Here is an 18,192-nt window from a genome sequence, read left to right on the forward strand (position 1 = left end):
CGATTTACGCGGTGTTCAAGCTAGAAAGCTTAAAGATCAAGCACAAAGCTAACCACTTTGCGCTACGCGCCAAGCTCTATATCAAAGCAACCCAGCAGGCCTTGGTGGAACTACAAAACCTGCGGGCTGCGTAACATCAGATCAATCACTACTTTGAACTTACCACTGCATAGGCCTCCCATGCTCAATACTCATTCCCCAGCCGAGCAGTTTCTGATCGATTTTCATAAAAAGTACCCTGGTATTACCTCGCAGTGTTTTCAAGCCTTAGCTACGATCTGGCGTTTTTATCCGCTGACGATTGCAGCCATTTTTATGACGAATACCTGAATGAGCTAAACACACTTTGCGCGGCGGATGGCAAGATAGAGTTTACTGACCACTTACGCAGAATAAGCGCCATTGCAAAATAAAAACCAACTCAAACAATACCTCGGCCACCATGCTCAATATCCACTACCGCCAGTTAGATATCGCTACCGATATAGCCGCCCTGCAAGCCTTGCTAGAAAGTGCGCCCGCTTACAGCTTGTTGGTCGAGGGGTATCTACCTCAAGCCACAGCCGCGATTGAGGCCATGCAAGCGCTGCCGCCTGACTCCAGCCCTGATAATAAATTTGTTTTTGGCTTTTATCTGAATGAGCGCCTGATTGGCTGCGCCGATTTGTGCCGTCACTACCCAGAAACAGGCATCGCCTATCTTGGTTTACTGTTATTTGACGAGTTATTCCAAGGCCAAGGCTTTGGTTCGATCGCCATGCAACAGCTAAAAAGCATCGCTCAAAGCTGGCAATGCCAACGCATCCGCATCGCCGTGATTGCCAACAACACCGCCGCTTTGGCCTTTTGGCAGCGCCAAGGATTTATTGAGCCATACAAAAAACCAACAACAGCTTACGCAGATGATGCAATCGTCATGGAGTGCGTGTAAATTATCCGCCTAGATTCTCAAGAGAAAAAAATGACTGTAAGCTTTGAAGCTTTTATCCAAACCGCTTGGGCAGATCATGGCGATCATCCTCAGGATGTTGCCAACCGCCTCGCTAACACGATGCCCGTACCTCAATCACCGGCGCAGACTTTAGCGCTGGCAAGGTTGATTTGCCATGTGTACGGCGAGCATTTAGCACGGTGGCGACAGGGCATTGATTTACTTAATACTTTGCCAGCCACAGACACCGTGGCCGCAGATGCAATTCGCCTAAATTGCGCCATTTTCAGCTATGCATCAGGCCAGAGCACGATACTAGCAACGCTCAGCGCCGCCGAGCAGGCCCATGTTTTAGCCAACACCAGCAGCATTTTCGCAGCGCAAGGCGCGATTGAGGGCGCGATTGAGCAATTCAGCCAAGCATTAACCATTGCAGAGCCGCTGCCCACCACCGTGCACCGTGCCCTAGCGATAGCGGGCAATGCATTGGCCTGTACGCTTGAAGAGATCCGACCGCGTCATGCCGCAGAAACCAACGCGATGATTTTGGCGGCGCAAAGCGCACTAAAATATTGGCAGCTGACCGGCACATGGCTGGAAGTTGAGCGCGCCCATTACCGGCTTTGCCGCAGCTCATTACAAGCCGAGCACGCCGATGCTGCCTTAAGCAGTGCGCAGAACTGCCTAGATGTTTGCCTGCAAAACAACGCCCCCGCTTTCGAGTTGTTTTTTGCCCACGCCATCTTGGCTATTGCACAAAGTAAGCGAGGCAACAGCGAGGCTTTCACTCGCAACCATCAAGCGGCCTGTACATTCTTTGAACAGCTGCCCGCAAACGAGCAGCCGTGGTGTGATGCAGAGCTAAAAGAGCTGGGCGAGCTGAATGACAAATACATTTGTTTATCACTCAGCGTGAGCGCAGGCGCCCACGCTACATAAAAAAAATACACACTTTGGAGCCACCATGCGCCTCGCCCTTGTTTCTGATATCCACGGCAATTTGCCGGCCCTTGAAGCGGTAGTCAAAGATATGCAAGGCCGTGGCGTGGATGCGGTGATTAATCTGGGGGATAGCCTGTCTGGCCCCTTGATGCCATTAGAAACGGCACAATTTTTAATGGCGCAAAATTGGGTTCATTTAGCCGGCAATCACGAGCGCCAGCTACTGGCGTCAGCAGCCAAAGGGCTTTCTGATGAATTTGCTTACTCGCAATTGGGGGAGGTTGAATTAGCATGGCTGGCCACACTCCAGCCTTGCCAAGCTTATTCCCCAGAAATACTGCTTTGCCACGGCACGCCAAACAGCGATAGCATATTTGCTTGAAACGCTGGCGGATGGCCAAATGAGGATGGCAACGGCTGCAGAAATCCGAAGCCGTCTTGGCGAGCAAAGCGCCGAGCTGATTGCCTGTGCCCATACGCATATCCCCAGATCCATCAGAACCATCAACGGGCAACTGATCGTCAACCCTGGCAGCGTTGGCCTACCCGCTTATGAAGATAGCCAGCCTTTTTATCATCAAGTAGAAAACGGCAGCCCCGACGCCCGCTACGCCATCGTTGAGCAGCAAAAAAACAACTGGCAAAGCCTGTTAATCAGTGTGGCTTACAAACACAAAGCCATGGCAAAACTTGCACAGGCAAGAGGCAGAGCGGACTGGTCTAGCGCGTTAATGTCAGGATATATGCCGTGACCAGCAGGCTGAACATATTTTAAGAATCACAAGCCAAATGATAACCCCTTGCTAAATATCTCTTAACAGGAGTTTTTATGAGTATCGCTCTTATTCAAAAATATATTACTGCTTATAATCAATTTGATATCGAGCAAATGATTCAGCTGATCCATCCTGACATTGTTTTTACAAATATTTCCAATGGAGCAACCACCGCACAAGCCGTCGGGATTGATGCTTTTCAGGAAATGGCGCTTCAAGCTGCGGGGATGTTTATATCTCGGGCACAAACCATACAAAGCACTAGCCAATCCGCAGAACTGATTCTGGTGAACATTCATTATCAAGCCGTTTTAGCCAATGGACTAAAAGCCGGTGAAAAACTTTCATTGCAAGGAAAATCTGAGTTTGAATTTAAAGACAATAAAATATTTAGACTAACTGATATTAGTTAGCGCCTAGATTTTATACTGCATACGTGGGCAAAAATGCTTACCTACCCTACACAAACTCAGCACTCAGCCTAGTAGATAACCATGCCACAAGTCATCAGGCCCGCCCTGCCCGCCGATGCCGCAGCCATTGGGCAAATTCGCGTTGCGGCTTGGCAGGCAGCTTACACTCCCTTTATGCCTGCTGATTATTTAGCCGTACTGAACCCCGCTGCAAATATAGAATCACTAAGACTAAAGCTGGAGAATCTTTCGCCGCACTTTTATCTAGCGCTAATTGAAGAAGCGCAAGAGGTGGCAGGGTTTTATCTATTAGGCACGCCACGTTTTGAATGCCCAAGCCATAGCGCTGAGCTTTGGGCACTGAATATTGCCCCACACGCTTGGCGCAAGGGGATTGGTAAGCGGCTGGTGATGGATGCTATTGCTAGCGCTCGGCGTTTTTCTTACCAAAATATTGTGCTTTGGTGCATTGCAGGTAATCTAGGCGCACGCCAGCTTTATGAGCAATGTGGCTTTCGTGTAAACGGGCAGCAAAAAACCGACAGCCAACTTACTGGTCACCCCCTGCATGAAGTTTGCTATGCGCTCACCCTCCATTTTTAGGCTGCCATTCTTACAATCGCCACGCAATCTTCCAGCGTTAGCTTGGCGCGCTCACCCAAGGGAAAAGACTTATGCTTAGGCAAAAGCTCCCCCACTGCCTGCGCCACTTCATTGGCATTTAGCCCGTAGCTCGCTAAATGCGTTGGCAGCCCCATGCGCTCAAAAAAATCAACCGTGGCATCGATGGCCGCATGCGCCACTTCTATATCGCCTCCCACCAAGCCCCAAACACGGCGGCCATATTGCGCCAGCTTTAGCAACTTATCGTCAAAGCAATAACGCAGCAAGCTTGGCAAAATCACCGCCAGCGTTTGCGCATGATCTAGCTTATACAAGGCAGTTAGCTCGTGGCCGATCGCATGGCTTACCCAATCTTGCGGCTGGCCAGCGCCAACCAAGCCAAATAGCGCCTGATTAGCACACCACATAAAATTAGCGCGCGCATCCAGATCATTTGAATCTGCCAGCGTACGCGGCCCCACTTCGATTAAGGTAGACAGCAGGCCTTCGGCGTAGCGATCTTGCAAACGTGCCTCAGCAGGAAAAGTGAGGTATTGCTCTGTAGTATGGATAAAGGCATCCACCACGCCATTACCCACTTGACGCGCTGGCAAGCTACACGTCAGTAGCGGGTCGAGCACCGCAAAGCGCGGGAAAACCAGCGCATTTTTAAATGACATTTTATCTTGCGTTGCACGGCGTGAAATCACCGAGGCAAAATTACTCTCTGCGCCTGTAGCGGGTAAGGTGAGCACCACGCCAATCGGCAGCGCATCGTGCAGCTTGGTTCGATTGCCAACGATGAGCCAAGGATCAATCCCAGAATCTAGCCGCGCTGCCGCCGCAATAAACTTGGCCCCATCCACCACCGAGCCACCACCCACGGCCAAAACCCAATCCACTGATGCGGATTTGGCTAGCGCTACCGCACGCAGCAGCGTTTCGTACTCTGGGTTGGCTTCTACCCCTGCAAACTCAAACACTTCACGCCCTACTAAAGCCGCCAACAGCGCTGGGTAAGTACCATTCGCTTTAATACTACCGCCGCCATAGACCAGTAATACCCGCGCACCGTGAGGGATTTCAAGGGCAAGCTGCGCCAGCTGCCCCTGCCCAAAGTGAATACGTGTTGGTGCGTAAAAGCTAAAATTTTGCATGATTTCCTCCTCTAACAAGGTGTAAGCTTACGCCGATTTACACGTAAAAGGATGACGTCGCTGCAATACCGCAAGCAAGGCATAGCGTTGATCTGAGCATGATATTTTCAAGTGCAATTAAGGTGGGTAAACTTCGCGGCTTAGCAAACAGCCTCAAGGCCTTTAAGATGTCACTCAAAGCAACTTGGTATCAAGATAAACTCAAGAAAAAAGCCAAACGCGGCTTTAATGGCTATCCCATTGCAACGGTTACTTTTTATGGCCCTAATAATCAATTAGCCAATAAAATAGCGGTCGGCATTATTGTAGAAGAAGAAGGCGAAGTGACTGCGCTGCAAAAGTGGTTTGCTGATGACGGCGATATTCGTAAGGATGCCAAGGCGATGACCGAAATGCTGGCTTTTATCGCCCAGCATAGCGTGATGTCTGTGATTTCCCCAGAGCGTATTTTGGGCTGCCCGCATGAAGAAGGCACGGATTATCCGGTAGGTGAAGCCTGCCCAAAATGTGCTTATTGGGCAAACCGAGATCGCTTTACAGGCCAGTTAATTACAACAAACTAAGGCAGGTAAAACCCAATTCTATCAAATTAAGGATATGTAGAATTTGTAGGGTGGGCACGTATTTTGCCCACGTTGTACATCCGCGATGGCACCCTACATAATGGTAATTCAAGCCTCACAAGCCCATTTGTTTTTGCCTAATCGCTAGCAAAGCTTGGTTTCTTAAGGTTTTTAATAAGTTTAGTTCTTTACCCGCAATTTTTAAATTTCCGGCCTTGGTTTTATCTGCATATAGCAATCCTATAGTACGTTTTTCTAGTACTAAGGGAAGAATAATAAAGGTTTGTGATGCTAATGCGGTGCGATACCAACTAGGGATGCGTGAGCGGATTGATTCAACATTAATGTCTTCAATAAAAATATCTGCGTTTCTTTCCATTGCCACTTGAAATACATCCACGGCTTTATCCAAATCAATTTGAAAGTGCGGGATAATGTCGCCAATTTCTGCGCCAAAACCAAAGCGCCCCACAATTTTATTTTTCTTTGGGTCTCTGGTGGCAATCAATACGTGCTCAAAGCCCATACCGCGATACATGGTTTCTAAAATAATTTGCAAAACATCATTTAATTTAAAGGTGGTGACTAAGGTATTGGTAATATCTTGCACCCCTGCCGCTAATGCTTCTGCAGGGGGGATAATATGTTCATCCAATGCGGCAATATCTGCATCTAAATCAAATTGCCGAGTCATTAATTGGGCGCGATCAAGGGTATCCGCCACTAAAGGGGCATTTGGATTTTCGGTGAGCACCCCAGTGAGCTGGCGTAATTTATTGGCAAACTCACTATCACGCGTATCGACTCCTAAAATAGATAAATAGCCAAGATAAGCGCTTGCAGAGTCTTTTAATAAATCGCCTAATTCGCGTGCCGTCCACGCATAAACCGGCCTAATTCTTTTTTCCATTTCAATTAAAGCACGCTCTGCCGCAGCTTTGGGCATATAAGCCAAAGGCACTAGCCCTGCACCTAAATTGGCAAATAAGCGCAGCCTTTCGGTTTGATTTTGCGGTGCTTTAATACCACCTTCGGGTAAGGAGCGCATGCTGGCGGTGATCCGTTCAGGAAAATTCCAGCTATGCGCCACGCCTACGCCTAAATCTCTAAAACCCAAACCCAATACTTGCACCGATACAGTTTCTTCATGCCCGCCTGCTTGCACCCGTTTATTAATCTCAACATTTTCTTCATGAAAATAATAAACCGTCAGTAATTTACCCAGCGCGGTAAACATGCCGCAAATCAGCCCTTCTTCCACATCGCGTGCACCACTTTTTTTGCCCAACTCACGGGATAAAATTCCACCAAAAAATGCGCTTAATACCGCATCGCGCAAGGCAACGGCTTGCGATTTATTATGCATATGCTCAAATAGCAACAGGGTGATGGCTAAATTTCTTATGGTATCGAAGCCTAAAATCACAATGGCTCTAGAAATAGTGCTAATCGTGCCGCCAAAATGGCCATAACTAGCAGAATTAACAATTCGTAATAATTTATTGGTTAAAGAAAAGTCTTGCAAAATGACTTCTGATAGCACTTGCAAGCGCTCTGCATCGCCCTCGTTAATTTTATTAATCGCCGTAACCGCTTGCGATAGCGCAGGAAAATCGGCGGTGTGGCGCATGCGCCGTAGCAAAAAATCTAAGGTGCTATTACCGCTAGTATCAACGCCCTCTTGCAGATTTTGCCCACCCAGCCATTCGCGCAGCGCCAGCAACATAGAATGCGCATCGTGATAGCGCTCTTGCGGGTTTTTAAATAGGGCAACCATCACCAGATGATCGAGCTTTTCATCCACACTATCTTTAAGGCTAGATGGCGGCACAAAGGGCTCGTTGGCAATGCGGTGCAAGATGGTAAATACCGATTCGCCCTCGGCGGCGGTATGGCCAGTCAGCATTTGATAAAGCGTCATTCCTACCGCAAACACATCGGCTTCGGCATCAACAGGCTGGTTTTGCATCATTTCAGGGGCCATATAGCCCGCCGTGCCGATCATGCCGCCTGCTTCTTTGCTGCCGCGTTTAGCTGCAATACCAAAATCCATCAAGCGCGGGCGATTTTGCTCATCCAGCATCACATTATGCGGCTTAATATCACGGTGAATGAGCCCCTGCCCGTGGGCATAAGCCAGCCCCTCTAATACCCCGCAAATAACTTCTACTGCAGCTACTGGCGTCATCGCGCCATCACGGCTAATCAATTGGGCCAGCGTTTGGCCTTTGACATATTCAAACACCAAGCAGGGGTGGCCGTTATTAACCAGCGTGTCGTACAAGGCCACAATATTGGGGTGCTGCAGGCGGCTAACAATTTTAGCCTCATCGGCGGCAGTCACCGAGTGGCTATGTAATACCTTAATCGCCACAAGGCGATCCAACTGCGTATCATTCGCAAGATAAACCAAACCTTGCGCGCCCTGCCCTAATTCTTTGACAACTTTAAATCGACCTCCCGCAAATTCTTTCATAACGACGCTTTCCTTTTTCTTCTTAGCAATATAGCCTTACCACGCTTAAATTCGGAGCCTCCTGTCTTGTCTATATTAGAAATCATTGGTTTTATCGCATCTTTGCTGGGTATTTGGCTTGCCACACGCAGCCATGTGCTCACTTGGCCGCTGCAATTACTGGCCAGCTTACTGTACGTTTGGCTGTTTTTTGATGCACATTTGTTTGGCGAAAGCTTACTGCAATTCGTTTACGCCGCGCTTGCCCTTTATGGCTGGTGGGTTTGGAAAAAAAGCGCCTCCGATGCCTCTGTCGCCATCAGCAAGCTGACTCGCCGCGAATGGCTGATTATTGGAGGTGGCGGCACGCTGCTCACGCTTTTAGTGACTCGCTTTCAAGTACAGTTTTTACCCACCGATTTACCCTTGCTAGATTCTGGTATTTTTGTATTTGGCCTACTGGCACAGTGGATGCAGGCCCGCAAAAAAATAGAAAACTGGCCGTTCTGGATTGTGCTGGATCTAATCGCGGCTGGCGTTTATGCCTATAAGGGCCTGCACCTTACGGCAATTCTCTATGTGATTCTGACTGCCCTCGCAGTATCAGGCTGGATCAGTTGGCGAAAAGAGCTTGCCGCAGCATGAAAATTGCCATTGTTGGGCCAGAATCCTGCGGCAAATCCACCCTAGCGCGTGATCTAGCCGCAGCCCTAAACGCGCCGTGGGTGGCGGAATATGTACGCGAATATTTTGCCGCCAAAGGCACAAATGATTATGGCCTAGACGATATTATCCGCATCGCCCAAGGCCAGCTTGCCGCAGAAAACGCAGTGCCTGCGCCACTGCTGATCTGTGACACCACGGTGCTGGTATGCAAAATATGGGCGGAGGTGCGCTACGGCCACTGCCCCGCCGAGCTAACCGCCCTCTACCGCCCGCAAGACTATGCCTTACACCTACTCACCCGCCCTGACCTCCCGTGGGAGCCAGACCCTCTGCGAGAGAATCCAGACGATAGAGATTATTTATTTGATTTTTACGAAGCTGATTTAAAAGCCAGTGGCGCGAATTATGTGGTGGTGGAAGGAATCAGGGAGAGACGATTGGCTATAGCGATGAAGGCGGTTTTAGGGATGGGGTTAGAACACTAAGTACTAGGGCACAGAGGGCAAAGATATTTAAAATTTTTTGCCCTCTGCATTAAAAAGAACCTGATCGCCTCTTGCTCAATAACGCTAATGTAAATCGATTTATTACAGTTGCACCCTGTTTTTGCAGTTGTAAGGGCGGGTGCAACCCGCGAGCGATGCTAAAAAACGCGGGTTGCACCCGCCCTACGGTATTTATGATGCAGTAAGCAAAAGGCATAATCAGGAAAAAGAAACCACTTATAGGGCAAGTGCAGCCCCTAATGTCCAACCTCTAAATCCTTCTTCACCCCGAATGATCGAGGTACTTAGTTTTAATAATCGCGGTTGCCCAGCGATGACTCCCAGTGGCACATAAAACCCCGTACCGAGCTCTGCTATATAATGGCTAATCGAGTTACCTTTTATATATTTACTTAGATATAAAAACCCAAGAGGATAAACAGGGGTATCAAACACATAAAAACCTGTACTTTTATCCAGATCTATCTTAGCACTAACAATATCACTTCTTAGATCTTCTATCTGCGTTATGCCTTCATTTGTGTCTATCGTTTGCACAGAACGAAAATCAATCCCCATTAAGCTATTCACCTCGCCTTTAGTATATTTATAATAAACACCAACCGAAGGATTAACAGCCCAAGCATAACTGCTCATATATCCTCTATACGCTTTATCATCACTTTTAATATCAACTGTCATTTTAGATCGAGCAATAGCAAGTTCTGAATTAATAAAAAAAGACTGCAAAAAATCATACTGATAAGCAACAACTAAAGCCACACTGCAATTTTTAATATTAAACGTTGCGCCATCAGGAAATGATTCCCCTTTGTAATACTCTTTTTTTGCTCTTAAATATCCCAGCTTTAACCCTGTAAAAAGCATGCCTTCGCCTAATTTTATCGAATAAACGGGGATAGGTAACCGCACAATATTTATATCAAAATCTGATTCATCATTCATTACTGCAGGCTCAGAGAAATATCCTGCGCTAATACCCTCAGAAATAGCTAACTCAGTAGTAATCCCGTGCAATTCATTTAAAAAATTTTTATCAAGCTGTATTTCTGAATGTGCAGGTAAAATACAAAAAATGCATACAAGGATAGTTATTATTTTATCCATCTCTCTTCCTTTTTCACGATAGAAAATAAAAAACATCCAATGAAAATATAAATAAATTTTAAAAAACAAATACTAGATAAATTACAACACAACAAAATATGGCCAGACCCAACCTAGGATCAAGCTATGCTAACTTACTCCTAAGGCAGAGTCTGTAGGGTTTGCAATGGACTCAGTATAAAATAGTGGCACAGTGCGCATACACTATTGCCACCCATACAAGGTTCATGCCACTCAAAAACCTAAGTGTAAGCTACGCATCCTGCTTACAAACAAATAGCCAAATAGAATATGACAAGCGTACAATCCGCGCTTGATAATAATTCGTATTCCATAATGAAACTGCAATATCTAGCCTCCCTCCTTTGTTCGCTCTCCCTTTTTACCGCCTGCACCAGCGACTCTCAGCCAGAAATAAAAACCGGAATCTTACTTAAAACCGCGGGCGTTGATTACGATACGCGTAGCCAGCATGGCCGCACCACTGCCAATGGCGAGTATCAGTATGTAGACGGCGAGATGGTCACTTTTCATATTGGCTCGCTCGTACTTGGCCAGGTGGCAGCAGGCGCAATGATTACGCCGCTGACCCTCGCTAAAAACGAAGCCGATGCGCACAAAATCATGCAGCTTTTGCTGACACTAGATGAAGACGACGATGCCAATAATGGCATTCAAATTGCCGCCAGCGATGCGGCACGCTTTGCCAAAGAGCAAACCATACATTTAGCAAATATTGAAGCATTACTCGATGCCAACGGCGTAGCGCATACGCTGGTCAGCGCTGAATATGCTCGTCAGTTTTACAACCTTAGCATGCAGGCTATCAGTGGCAGCACGCCCACCCAGCGCTACACCCGTAAAGATGCAGACAGTGGTGCAACACTTAGCGATGAAGCCACTCGCGCAGGCTGCGTGGCCGATAGCCAAACCGGCTTAAGCTGGGAAGTTAAAACCACCGATGGTTTACGCGCAGCCAAACACCGCTACCTGCCTGCGATGGTGCGTGGCGCAATAAATGAAGGCCAGTGCGACCCAAGCTTAGAAGTCTGCACCCCTGCGGACTACAGCGAAAAAGTAAACGAAGCCAAATTATGCGGCTTTGATGATTGGCGCACCCCAACTGAGGCCGAGTTAAAAACCCTGCTCGATCCTTCCCAATACGATGCGGGCAAGCAGCTCGCCGCCATTGATCGCCGCGCATTCCCAGATGCTGAGCCTACTTTTTACTGGAGCGACACACTCAGAAAAGTGCATGGCTTTTTAGCGGTATGGTTTAACGACACGCATAAAACGCTCGATTCCACCTTGCTGGCCAAAGAGCGTTACGGTGCACTGCGTCTAGTTCGTGGAACAACTATTCCAGATGCACCAAGTAAAGAAGATCAAGCTGACCCGAACTATATTCCGCTGACGAATGAAGGCAAATTGCCCAAAATTGGCCAGCCTTACGCCTGCGTGGATATCAATGACAGGACTTTGCTGGCAAACAAGCAGAAAGCAGAAATCCGCCTACTTACCCCTTCAGATAAAAACGCACTCGCCAATCAAAGCCTCAGCCCAGAGCAAGTTAAAACACTGCTGACTGCCAGCAATACCGGAGCATGCGGCGTAAGTAACTGGCGCTTACCCACTAGTGCAGAAATGAGCAAAATCCTTACCATGGCACTGGATGCAGAAAACGCCGAGCTGCGACTAGCCATGCCCTACCTGGATAGCAAAGCCAGCTATTGGACCGGCACAGCAGACAAGCTCAGCAGTATTTCTGCCAACTCGCCTAGCGCCCAAAACCCTAGTACGGCACGTGTTGTACTGTTGTCCCAAACAGCCCGCCCCTTCTTTGAGCGTGTGCCAACTGGCCCAAACACTCGCCCAAGTGATGCTGAACTCGCCAGCTGGCGTGATCAGTATTCACGCTACCAAGCAGGCAGCAATATCCAGCCAAACTGGCCCACACCTACACTGGACGCCAGCACCAAGGAAGGCTTTGCCGATTTAGGCTTACTGCCCGCACCTAGTTTCCCCACCAACAATCCTTACTCGCCAGAAAAAGTAGCGCTGGGTGAAAAGCTCTTTGCTGATCCGCGTCTTTCACGGAATAACTTAATCTCTTGCGCCAGCTGCCACGACCCTAAAAATGGCTGGAGCGACCCGAAAGAATTATCCGAAGGCCATGTTGGCCAGCTGGGCAGCCGTAATGCGATGACCATCATCAACACCGCTTACGTCAAAGAATTATTCTGGGATGGGCGCGCCAAATCGCTAGAAGAACAAGCCAAAGGCCCAATCAGCAATCCGCTGGAAATGCACCAAAGCCTAAGCCAAACCGCGTATAAAATTGCCGCAGCGCCCGAATACGCCGCGCTCTTTACCGCAGCCTTTGGCGACAGCAGCATCGATGCCGGCCGCATTGCCAAGGCCATCGCCACTTTTGAGCGCACCATCACCAGCCAAGACAGCGAATTTGACCGCTTCTTAAAAGGTGATCGCAAAGCGCTAAGCAATGACGCGCTATGGGGATTGCAATTATTCCGCACCAAAGCGCGCTGCATTAATTGCCATAACACGCCTTTAATGTCGGATAACCAATACCACAGCAATGGCCTGCATTATTACGGCCGTGAATTAGAAGATTTAGGCCGTTATGAAGTGACTAAAAACCCAGCCGATATTGGAAAATTCCGCACCCCAATGCTGCGCGATATTATTTATAGCGGCAATTATATGCACAATGGCTTGTTCTCTATGGGCAATGGCGTCGGTGTATTAGCCATGTATAACGCAGGCATGGTGCAAACCTTGCCTACTGGCTTAGATAAATTCGACCCGAATTTCCCTAAAACCTCGCCAGAGATTAAATCGCTAGGCTTAAGTAAAAATGAAATCAATGCGCTATTCGAATTTATGAAAGCGATTTCTGCCGAGCCAAGAACAGGCCCTGCTACGGCAAAGGAATTGTTTCAGCGTTAAGCGAGCATTCTGGGCGCTTGCAGCATATTGCGGACGAATTGCAAATGCCTGATACCGCCCTATTTGCTTGGGACGCCCGTGGCCACGGCAAAAATAGCGGGCCACGTGGCTACAGCCCAAGCCTTGGCACCACCGTACGCGATCTGGATACATTTGTTCATTATCTTTGCCAAACTTATGGCTATGCAATGGAAGAAGTCATCGTGATTGCGCAAAGCGTAGGCGCGGTACTGGGATCGACATGGGTGCACGATTACGCCCCAAAAATCCGCGCACTGATTCTGGCGTCCCCCGCCTTTAAAGTGAAGCTTTACGTGCCTTTGGCAAGGCCTGGCCTGCGGCTGATGGAAAAGCTGCGCGGCAATTTTTATGTTAATTCTTATGTAAAAGCCAAGTTTTTGACGCATGATCCAGAACGCATTGCCTCTTACAATACCGATCCGCTGATTGCCCGCCCTATTTCAGTCAATATCCTACTAGGCCTCTACGACACGGCCGAGCGGATTATTGCCGATGCAGGTGCCATCCAAACCCCAACCCAGTTATTGATATCAGGTGCAGATTTTGTGGTGCACCAAGCGCCGCAGCGTACATTTTTTGAACGCCTTGGTAGTCCATGCAAAGAAATGCATACACTAGAGGGCTTTTATCACGATACCTTGGGCGAAAAAGATCGCGCCCAAGCCTTTACGCTGATTCGCAGCTTTATCCAGAAAGTTGAAGCGGGCGTGCCCAAAGTTGATTTAAGCCACGCAGACAAAAGCGGCTACACCGCCAATGAATATCAACAGCTGCAGCAAAATAGCTCGCCCTTTACCCTAAAACACTGGCATTTTGCCTTAACCCGCTTATCTCTTGCTACCGTAGGCAAGCTTTCTGATGGGATTCGGCTAGGTTGGGAAACTGGTTTTGATTCTGGCAGCACCTTAGATTATGTGTATAAAAACCAAACCTCTGGGCGGTCCCCACTGGGCCGCTTTGGTGATCGCACCTACCTAGATAGCGTAGGCTGGAAAGGCATACGCCAGCGCAAGGTAAACCTTGAAGAATTAATTGGCGCAGCCATCAAATCACTCACAGAAAGCAAGCAAAGCGTAAAGATTGTGGATATCGCCGCAGGGCATGGCCGCTATATTCTGGATGCTGTTGCTGGCCATCAGATCGACCGCGTTTTATTACGTGATTACAGCACTATCAATGTAGAGGCGGGCAAAGCGCTGATCAAAGAAAAAGGATTAGCGCATCTGGCTGATTTTCAGCAGGGCGATGCTTTTGATCAAGCCAGTTTAGCCAACCTTTCCCCTGCCCCCACGCTGGCCGTAGTATCCGGCCTTTATGAGTTATTCCCTGATAACGCCCCCATCAAAGCATCACTGGCTGGTCTTGCTGAGGCGGTACCCGAAGGTGGTTTTCTGGTTTACACCAATCAACCTTGGCACCCGCAGCTTGAGCTCATCGCCCGCACGCTGACCAGTCATAGAAGCGGGGCGGATTGGATTATGCGCCGCCGTACTCAATACGAAATGGATCAGTTAGTTGAGCAAGCTGGCTTTGAAAAAATCACCCAACGCATTGATGAATGGGGCATTTTTACGGTGAGCTTAGCGCGTCGAGTTGGAAAAACCACCCACTCTGCGCAAGCAAATAGCGAGACGACTCAGGCATGACGGCTCATCTGCCCGCACAACGCCCGTGGCGGCTCGCCCTTTTGTGGTTAGTGCTGCTGGGGCCAGGTTTTTTTATTTTTTATGGCGCGGCTAATCACTACGCCGCGTCCTTGCCTCTAGCTGAAGTTGGAAATATCGCCATGGCTTGGGAGCGGCAGATCCCGCTCTGGCCCTGGACTATCGTGCCTTACTGGAGCATCGATCTGCTCTATGGCATTTCTCTATTTATATGCGCCAGCCGTGGCGAGCTCAATACCCACGCCAAGCGTCTCTTAGCCACATCACTACTCTCTTGCTTATTCTTTGTGTTGTTCCCGATGCGTTTTAGCTTTGAGCGCCCTGAGCTTGATGGTGCTTTCGGCCAGTTGTTTACGCTTTTAATGGGCTTTGACAAGCCTTTCAATCAAGCACCATCGCTGCATATCGGCCTGCTTACCGTGCTATGGCTGCGCTATTACGCCCATACTCCTGCACGCTGGCAGCCTTTGCTGCACGTTTGGTTTGCCCTGATTGGACTATCCGTACTGACCACTTGGCAACATCATTTTTGGGATGTGCCCAGCGGGTTTTTACTCGGGTTTGTAGTCTGCTATTTATTGCCAACGCCTGGTGTGAGTTTGTTTTTAGCTGTGAATACGCCACGGCAAAGCACGCCCAAACTGGCCTTGCGCTATTTAGCAAGTGCATTGTTTTTGTCATTCATCATTGCTTACCTGCAAGGCTGGGCTTGGCTACTGCTTTGGCCAGTCACTTCCTTGCTGATCCTTACCGCCGCCTACCTAGGGCTAGGGCCTAGGGTCATGCAAAAAGATCGCGGACAAAGACGTTTTGCAGCACAAGCCTTACTTTGGCCCTACTCTTTTGTCATGCAACTGGTGCACCACTATTTATTAAAATCGCTGGCCGGTGCTGAAGAAATTAGCCAAGGCGTATGGCTAGGGCCGATCAGCGCAGCGACAGACCCACGCTTTAAATCTGTACTCGATCTTGCTGCAGAATACGATAGGCAAGCACCATCAACGGTGATTTATCATTCATGCCCGCTGTTAGATTTACAGCTACCCGATCAGCAAACCTTGCAGCACTGCGTACGCACACTGCAATCCATGCCTCAGCCGGTATTGGTTCACTGCGCTCTTGGCCTAACTCGAAGCGCAGCCGTAGTATTGGCTTGGCTGGTAGTGAGCCAGCAAGCAAAAGACATCAATGAAGCGCGGGAAATACTCCAAAAAAAACGTAGTAAATTTATATTAAGCGAGACGCAACTCAATCAATTAGCCCAGCTTTGTGATGGCATAAAATGAAAGATGAAGAATCGCTATTTTTTAAATTGAGTGGGGCAACGCTTGCTTCTTGCAAAATCCTAGTGTGGCCCACGCCATTTTTATTTTTAATCAGCTATTGGCTGGCTGCCAGCCATATCCTCAACAAAGTAGAAATAGGGCTACTGATGGCTAGCAGCCTAAGCGCTGCGATTCAATATTATTTTTACTGGCGTATCACACTAGATGAAAAATTATTAACTCAGCTGCAAAGTGAAACTGATTTGCTACAGCTCGATCAAGCATTACATAGCCTATTTGGCAAAAACACCCCGCCGCGTGCTTTAGCATTACGCATGTTGGGCATTAAAAAGCTGATACGTCATTATTTAATCAGCACCTTTTACTCATGGCTAAGCTGGTTTGTTTTATTAGGATTATTAATCAGCTGATTTTGTACAACAGATTCTCAGCAAACCCGTGCTCTAATGAAGCAGATAAGCCTGCTGCGTGTTATGGTAAAAAATCCCTGTGAGTAAAGGATTATGGGCAATGTCTGATATTTACCCAAATCAATTAACCGACGGCCATAATGAGCGGCAATTGGCGTTGCAATCTTTATTTCGTACTTTAGAAGACCATTCCGAAGGCACGGTGATTGTGGATGAGCAATGCAAAATTGTTTGGATTAATGCCCGCTACGCCGATCGCTTTGGCTTTAAAGACCCCGCTAACGCCATTGGCAAAGCCGTAGAAGAAGTCATCCCTAATAGCCAATTACGGGAAGTATTACGCACCGGCCAACCTATTTTATTAGATTTAATGGAAACGGCAGAAAGAACGCTGGTAGTGACTCGGCTGCCATTAAAAGATCAACAAGGCCAACTAATTGGTGCAATTGGCTTTGCTTTATTTGATGAAATTCAATCGCTAGCACCGCTAGTAGCCAAGTTTTCTAGCCTGCAAAAAGAATTAGCGGTAGCACATGAATCGCTGGCACAAGCCCGCCGTGCTAAGTATTCATTTGCCCATTTTATTGGCGAATGCGATAGCGTTCGGGAGCTAAAGCGCCAAGCCAGCCGCGCGGCGCAAAGAGACGCCCCTATTTTATTATTGGGTGAAACCGGCACAGGTAAAGAGGTACTGGCGCACGCGATTCATGCCGCCTCCCCGCGTGCGCACAAGCCCTTGGTTACGCTGAATATGGCGGCCATTCCAGAAACGCTGCTCGAGGCCGAGCTATTTGGGGCAACGGCGGGTGCTTACACGGGGGCAGATAAAAAAGGGCGTATCGGTAAATTTCAACTCGCCCACGGCGGCACGCTATTTTTAGATGAAATCGGCGATATGCCGCCTGCCTTACAGGTCAAACTGCTCCGTGTCTTACAAGATAAAGAGTTTGAAGCGCTTGGCTCTAATCAAGTACAACGCGTCGACGTGCGCATCATCGCAGCGACCTCCGCCCCCTTGACCAGGCTCATTCAAGAAGGGCAGTTTAGAGCCGACCTGTTTTACCGGCTGAATGTGCTCACCATAGAATTACCACCGCTGCGGGCAAGGCAAAGTGATCTAGGCCTTTTAGCCGATGCCATTCTAAAAAAACTGGCCGCCAGCGGGCTGGGGCAACACCGCTTAGCGCCCTCGGCCATCGCCCTGCTTAGCCAATACCCTTGGCCTGGTAATGTGCGTGAGCTGCATAATATTTTAGAGCGCAGCCTGATGCTCAGTGATCGTGCCGTCTTACAAGCAGAAGATTTGCGCCCCCTCCTTTACCCAGCAGCTAGCCCAAGCCCCAACCCCGTACCCTTAAACCTAAACCATAACGACGCCATGCTCGCTTTTGAGCAGCAGCTCATTTCTGACGCACTAAAAAGTTGCGCTGGGCATATACCCAGCACCGCCGCCAAGCTAGGCATTGCCCGCGCTACACTGTATAAAAAAATCGCCAGCTTTAAAATGAGCCCCGCAAACTGAACAAGTAGCCTGCTGAGCTTAAAAAACCCGTCTCATTATCGAGAATAACATCCTAATAATGAGACGGGGCGATGGCTCACCAGACCCTTAGCTTTATTACATTTTGGTGCACGCCCCCTGCTGGCGTCGTCTCATTTTATAGACAACCCTCGGTCTAATCTATTCTCAAGCCGCATATTTGCTCAATTCTTATTGCTGGC

18 protein-coding genes and 1 pseudogene are annotated in these 18,192 nt (G+C 48.5%); 16 read left to right on the top strand and 3 right to left on the bottom strand.

Features of this window, described 5'->3' with window-relative positions; translation table 11 throughout:
• The 8 genes and pseudogenes from Q0R17_RS01705 to Q0R17_RS01740 all read left to right on the top strand — a co-directional run.
• A pseudogene (locus Q0R17_RS01705) lies at window positions 1-134 on the top strand (IS701 family transposase); the annotation flags it as partial.
• 46 nt (window positions 135-180) lie between these two features.
• Window positions 181-330: a hypothetical protein gene (locus tag Q0R17_RS01710; protein ID WP_293931568.1), complete on the top strand. Its 150-nt coding sequence runs from the start codon at window positions 181-183 to the stop codon at window positions 328-330.
• A 112-nt stretch (window positions 331-442) separates the two neighbouring features.
• Window positions 443-931: a GNAT family N-acetyltransferase gene (locus Q0R17_RS01715; protein ID WP_293931570.1), complete on the top strand. Its 489-nt coding sequence runs from the start codon at window positions 443-445 to the stop codon at window positions 929-931.
• A 30-nt stretch (window positions 932-961) separates the two neighbouring features.
• The gene (locus Q0R17_RS01720) at window positions 962-1,870 is read left to right on the top strand and encodes a hypothetical protein (protein ID WP_293931572.1); all 909 of its coding nucleotides are present in this window, start codon (window positions 962-964) and stop codon (window positions 1,868-1,870) included.
• Window positions 1,871-1,895: 25 nt separating this feature from the next.
• The gene (locus tag Q0R17_RS01725) at window positions 1,896-2,255 is read left to right on the top strand and encodes a metallophosphoesterase (protein WP_293931575.1); all 360 of its coding nucleotides are present in this window, start codon (window positions 1,896-1,898) and stop codon (window positions 2,253-2,255) included.
• A gap of 19 nt (window positions 2,256-2,274) precedes the next feature.
• A complete protein-coding gene (locus Q0R17_RS01730; RefSeq protein WP_293931578.1) occupies window positions 2,275-2,625 on the top strand; it encodes a metallophosphoesterase in 351 nt (116 codons plus the stop codon).
• A 77-nt stretch (window positions 2,626-2,702) separates the two neighbouring features.
• Window positions 2,703-3,062: a nuclear transport factor 2 family protein gene (locus tag Q0R17_RS01735; protein ID WP_293931580.1), complete on the top strand. Its 360-nt coding sequence runs from the start codon at window positions 2,703-2,705 to the stop codon at window positions 3,060-3,062.
• Window positions 3,063-3,143: 81 nt separating this feature from the next.
• Window positions 3,144-3,665, top strand: coding sequence for a GNAT family N-acetyltransferase (locus Q0R17_RS01740; RefSeq protein WP_293931583.1), 522 nt, complete (start codon window positions 3,144-3,146; stop codon window positions 3,663-3,665).
• Here Q0R17_RS01740 and Q0R17_RS01745 read toward each other — a convergent pair.
• Entirely contained in the window at window positions 3,662-4,822 is a 1,161-nt protein-coding gene (locus Q0R17_RS01745) for an iron-containing alcohol dehydrogenase (protein WP_293931586.1), read from the bottom strand. The genes Q0R17_RS01740 and Q0R17_RS01745 overlap by 4 nt on opposite strands.
• A gap of 167 nt (window positions 4,823-4,989) precedes the next feature.
• On the opposite strand from Q0R17_RS01745, the gene Q0R17_RS01750 reads away from it, so the two are divergent.
• Window positions 4,990-5,385 carry a hypothetical protein gene (locus Q0R17_RS01750; protein WP_293931589.1) on the top strand — a complete coding sequence of 132 codons (396 nt, stop codon included), beginning with the start codon at window positions 4,990-4,992 and terminating at the stop codon, window positions 5,383-5,385.
• A gap of 115 nt (window positions 5,386-5,500) precedes the next feature.
• Here the strand turns inward: Q0R17_RS01750 and Q0R17_RS01755 are convergent, their stop codons facing one another.
• Window positions 5,501-7,861 (bottom strand): serine/threonine protein kinase, encoded by a 2,361-nt coding sequence (locus Q0R17_RS01755; RefSeq protein ID WP_293931592.1) that lies wholly within the window; start codon window positions 7,859-7,861, stop codon window positions 5,501-5,503.
• A gap of 66 nt (window positions 7,862-7,927) precedes the next feature.
• Here Q0R17_RS01755 and pnuC point away from each other — a divergent pair, with 66 nt between their 5' ends.
• Together pnuC and Q0R17_RS01765 are read left to right on the top strand one after the other, a co-directional pair.
• Window positions 7,928-8,485, top strand: coding sequence for a nicotinamide riboside transporter PnuC (pnuC, locus tag Q0R17_RS01760; RefSeq protein WP_293931595.1), 558 nt, complete (start codon window positions 7,928-7,930; stop codon window positions 8,483-8,485).
• A complete protein-coding gene (locus Q0R17_RS01765) occupies window positions 8,482-8,991 on the top strand; it encodes an ATP-binding protein (protein WP_293931598.1) in 510 nt (169 codons plus the stop codon). Before pnuC ends, Q0R17_RS01765 begins: the two co-directional genes overlap by 4 nt.
• Window positions 8,992-9,228: 237 nt before the next feature.
• On the opposite strand, the gene Q0R17_RS01770 is transcribed toward Q0R17_RS01765, so the two are convergent.
• The gene (locus Q0R17_RS01770) at window positions 9,229-10,119 is read right to left on the bottom strand and encodes a hypothetical protein (RefSeq protein WP_293931601.1); all 891 of its coding nucleotides are present in this window, start codon (window positions 10,117-10,119) and stop codon (window positions 9,229-9,231) included.
• A gap of 336 nt (window positions 10,120-10,455) precedes the next feature.
• Here Q0R17_RS01770 and Q0R17_RS01775 point away from each other — a divergent pair, with 336 nt between their 5' ends.
• The 5 genes from Q0R17_RS01775 (at window position 10,456) to Q0R17_RS01795 (ending at window position 17,992) form a co-directional block, all read left to right on the top strand.
• Window positions 10,456-13,089: a cytochrome c peroxidase gene (locus Q0R17_RS01775; RefSeq protein WP_293931604.1), complete on the top strand. Its 2,634-nt coding sequence runs from the start codon at window positions 10,456-10,458 to the stop codon at window positions 13,087-13,089.
• 44 nt (window positions 13,090-13,133) lie between these two features.
• Window positions 13,134-14,756 (top strand): bifunctional alpha/beta hydrolase/class I SAM-dependent methyltransferase, encoded by a 1,623-nt coding sequence (locus Q0R17_RS01780; RefSeq protein ID WP_293931607.1) that lies wholly within the window; start codon window positions 13,134-13,136, stop codon window positions 14,754-14,756.
• A complete protein-coding gene (locus Q0R17_RS01785; protein WP_293931610.1) occupies window positions 14,753-16,060 on the top strand; it encodes a phosphatase PAP2/dual specificity phosphatase family protein in 1,308 nt (435 codons plus the stop codon). The genes Q0R17_RS01780 and Q0R17_RS01785 overlap by 4 nt, the downstream gene beginning before the upstream one ends.
• A complete protein-coding gene (locus tag Q0R17_RS01790) occupies window positions 16,057-16,470 on the top strand; it encodes a hypothetical protein (protein WP_293931612.1) in 414 nt (137 codons plus the stop codon). Before Q0R17_RS01785 ends, Q0R17_RS01790 begins: the two co-directional genes overlap by 4 nt.
• 100 nt (window positions 16,471-16,570) lie before the next feature.
• Entirely contained in the window at window positions 16,571-17,992 is a 1,422-nt protein-coding gene (locus Q0R17_RS01795; protein ID WP_293931613.1) for a sigma-54-dependent Fis family transcriptional regulator, read from the top strand.
• Window positions 17,993-18,192 lie beyond the last annotated feature (200 nt).

Source organism: Iodobacter sp., from assembly GCF_025352645.1.
In the GTDB taxonomy this organism is placed as follows: Bacteria; Pseudomonadota; Gammaproteobacteria; order Burkholderiales; family Chitinibacteraceae; genus Iodobacter.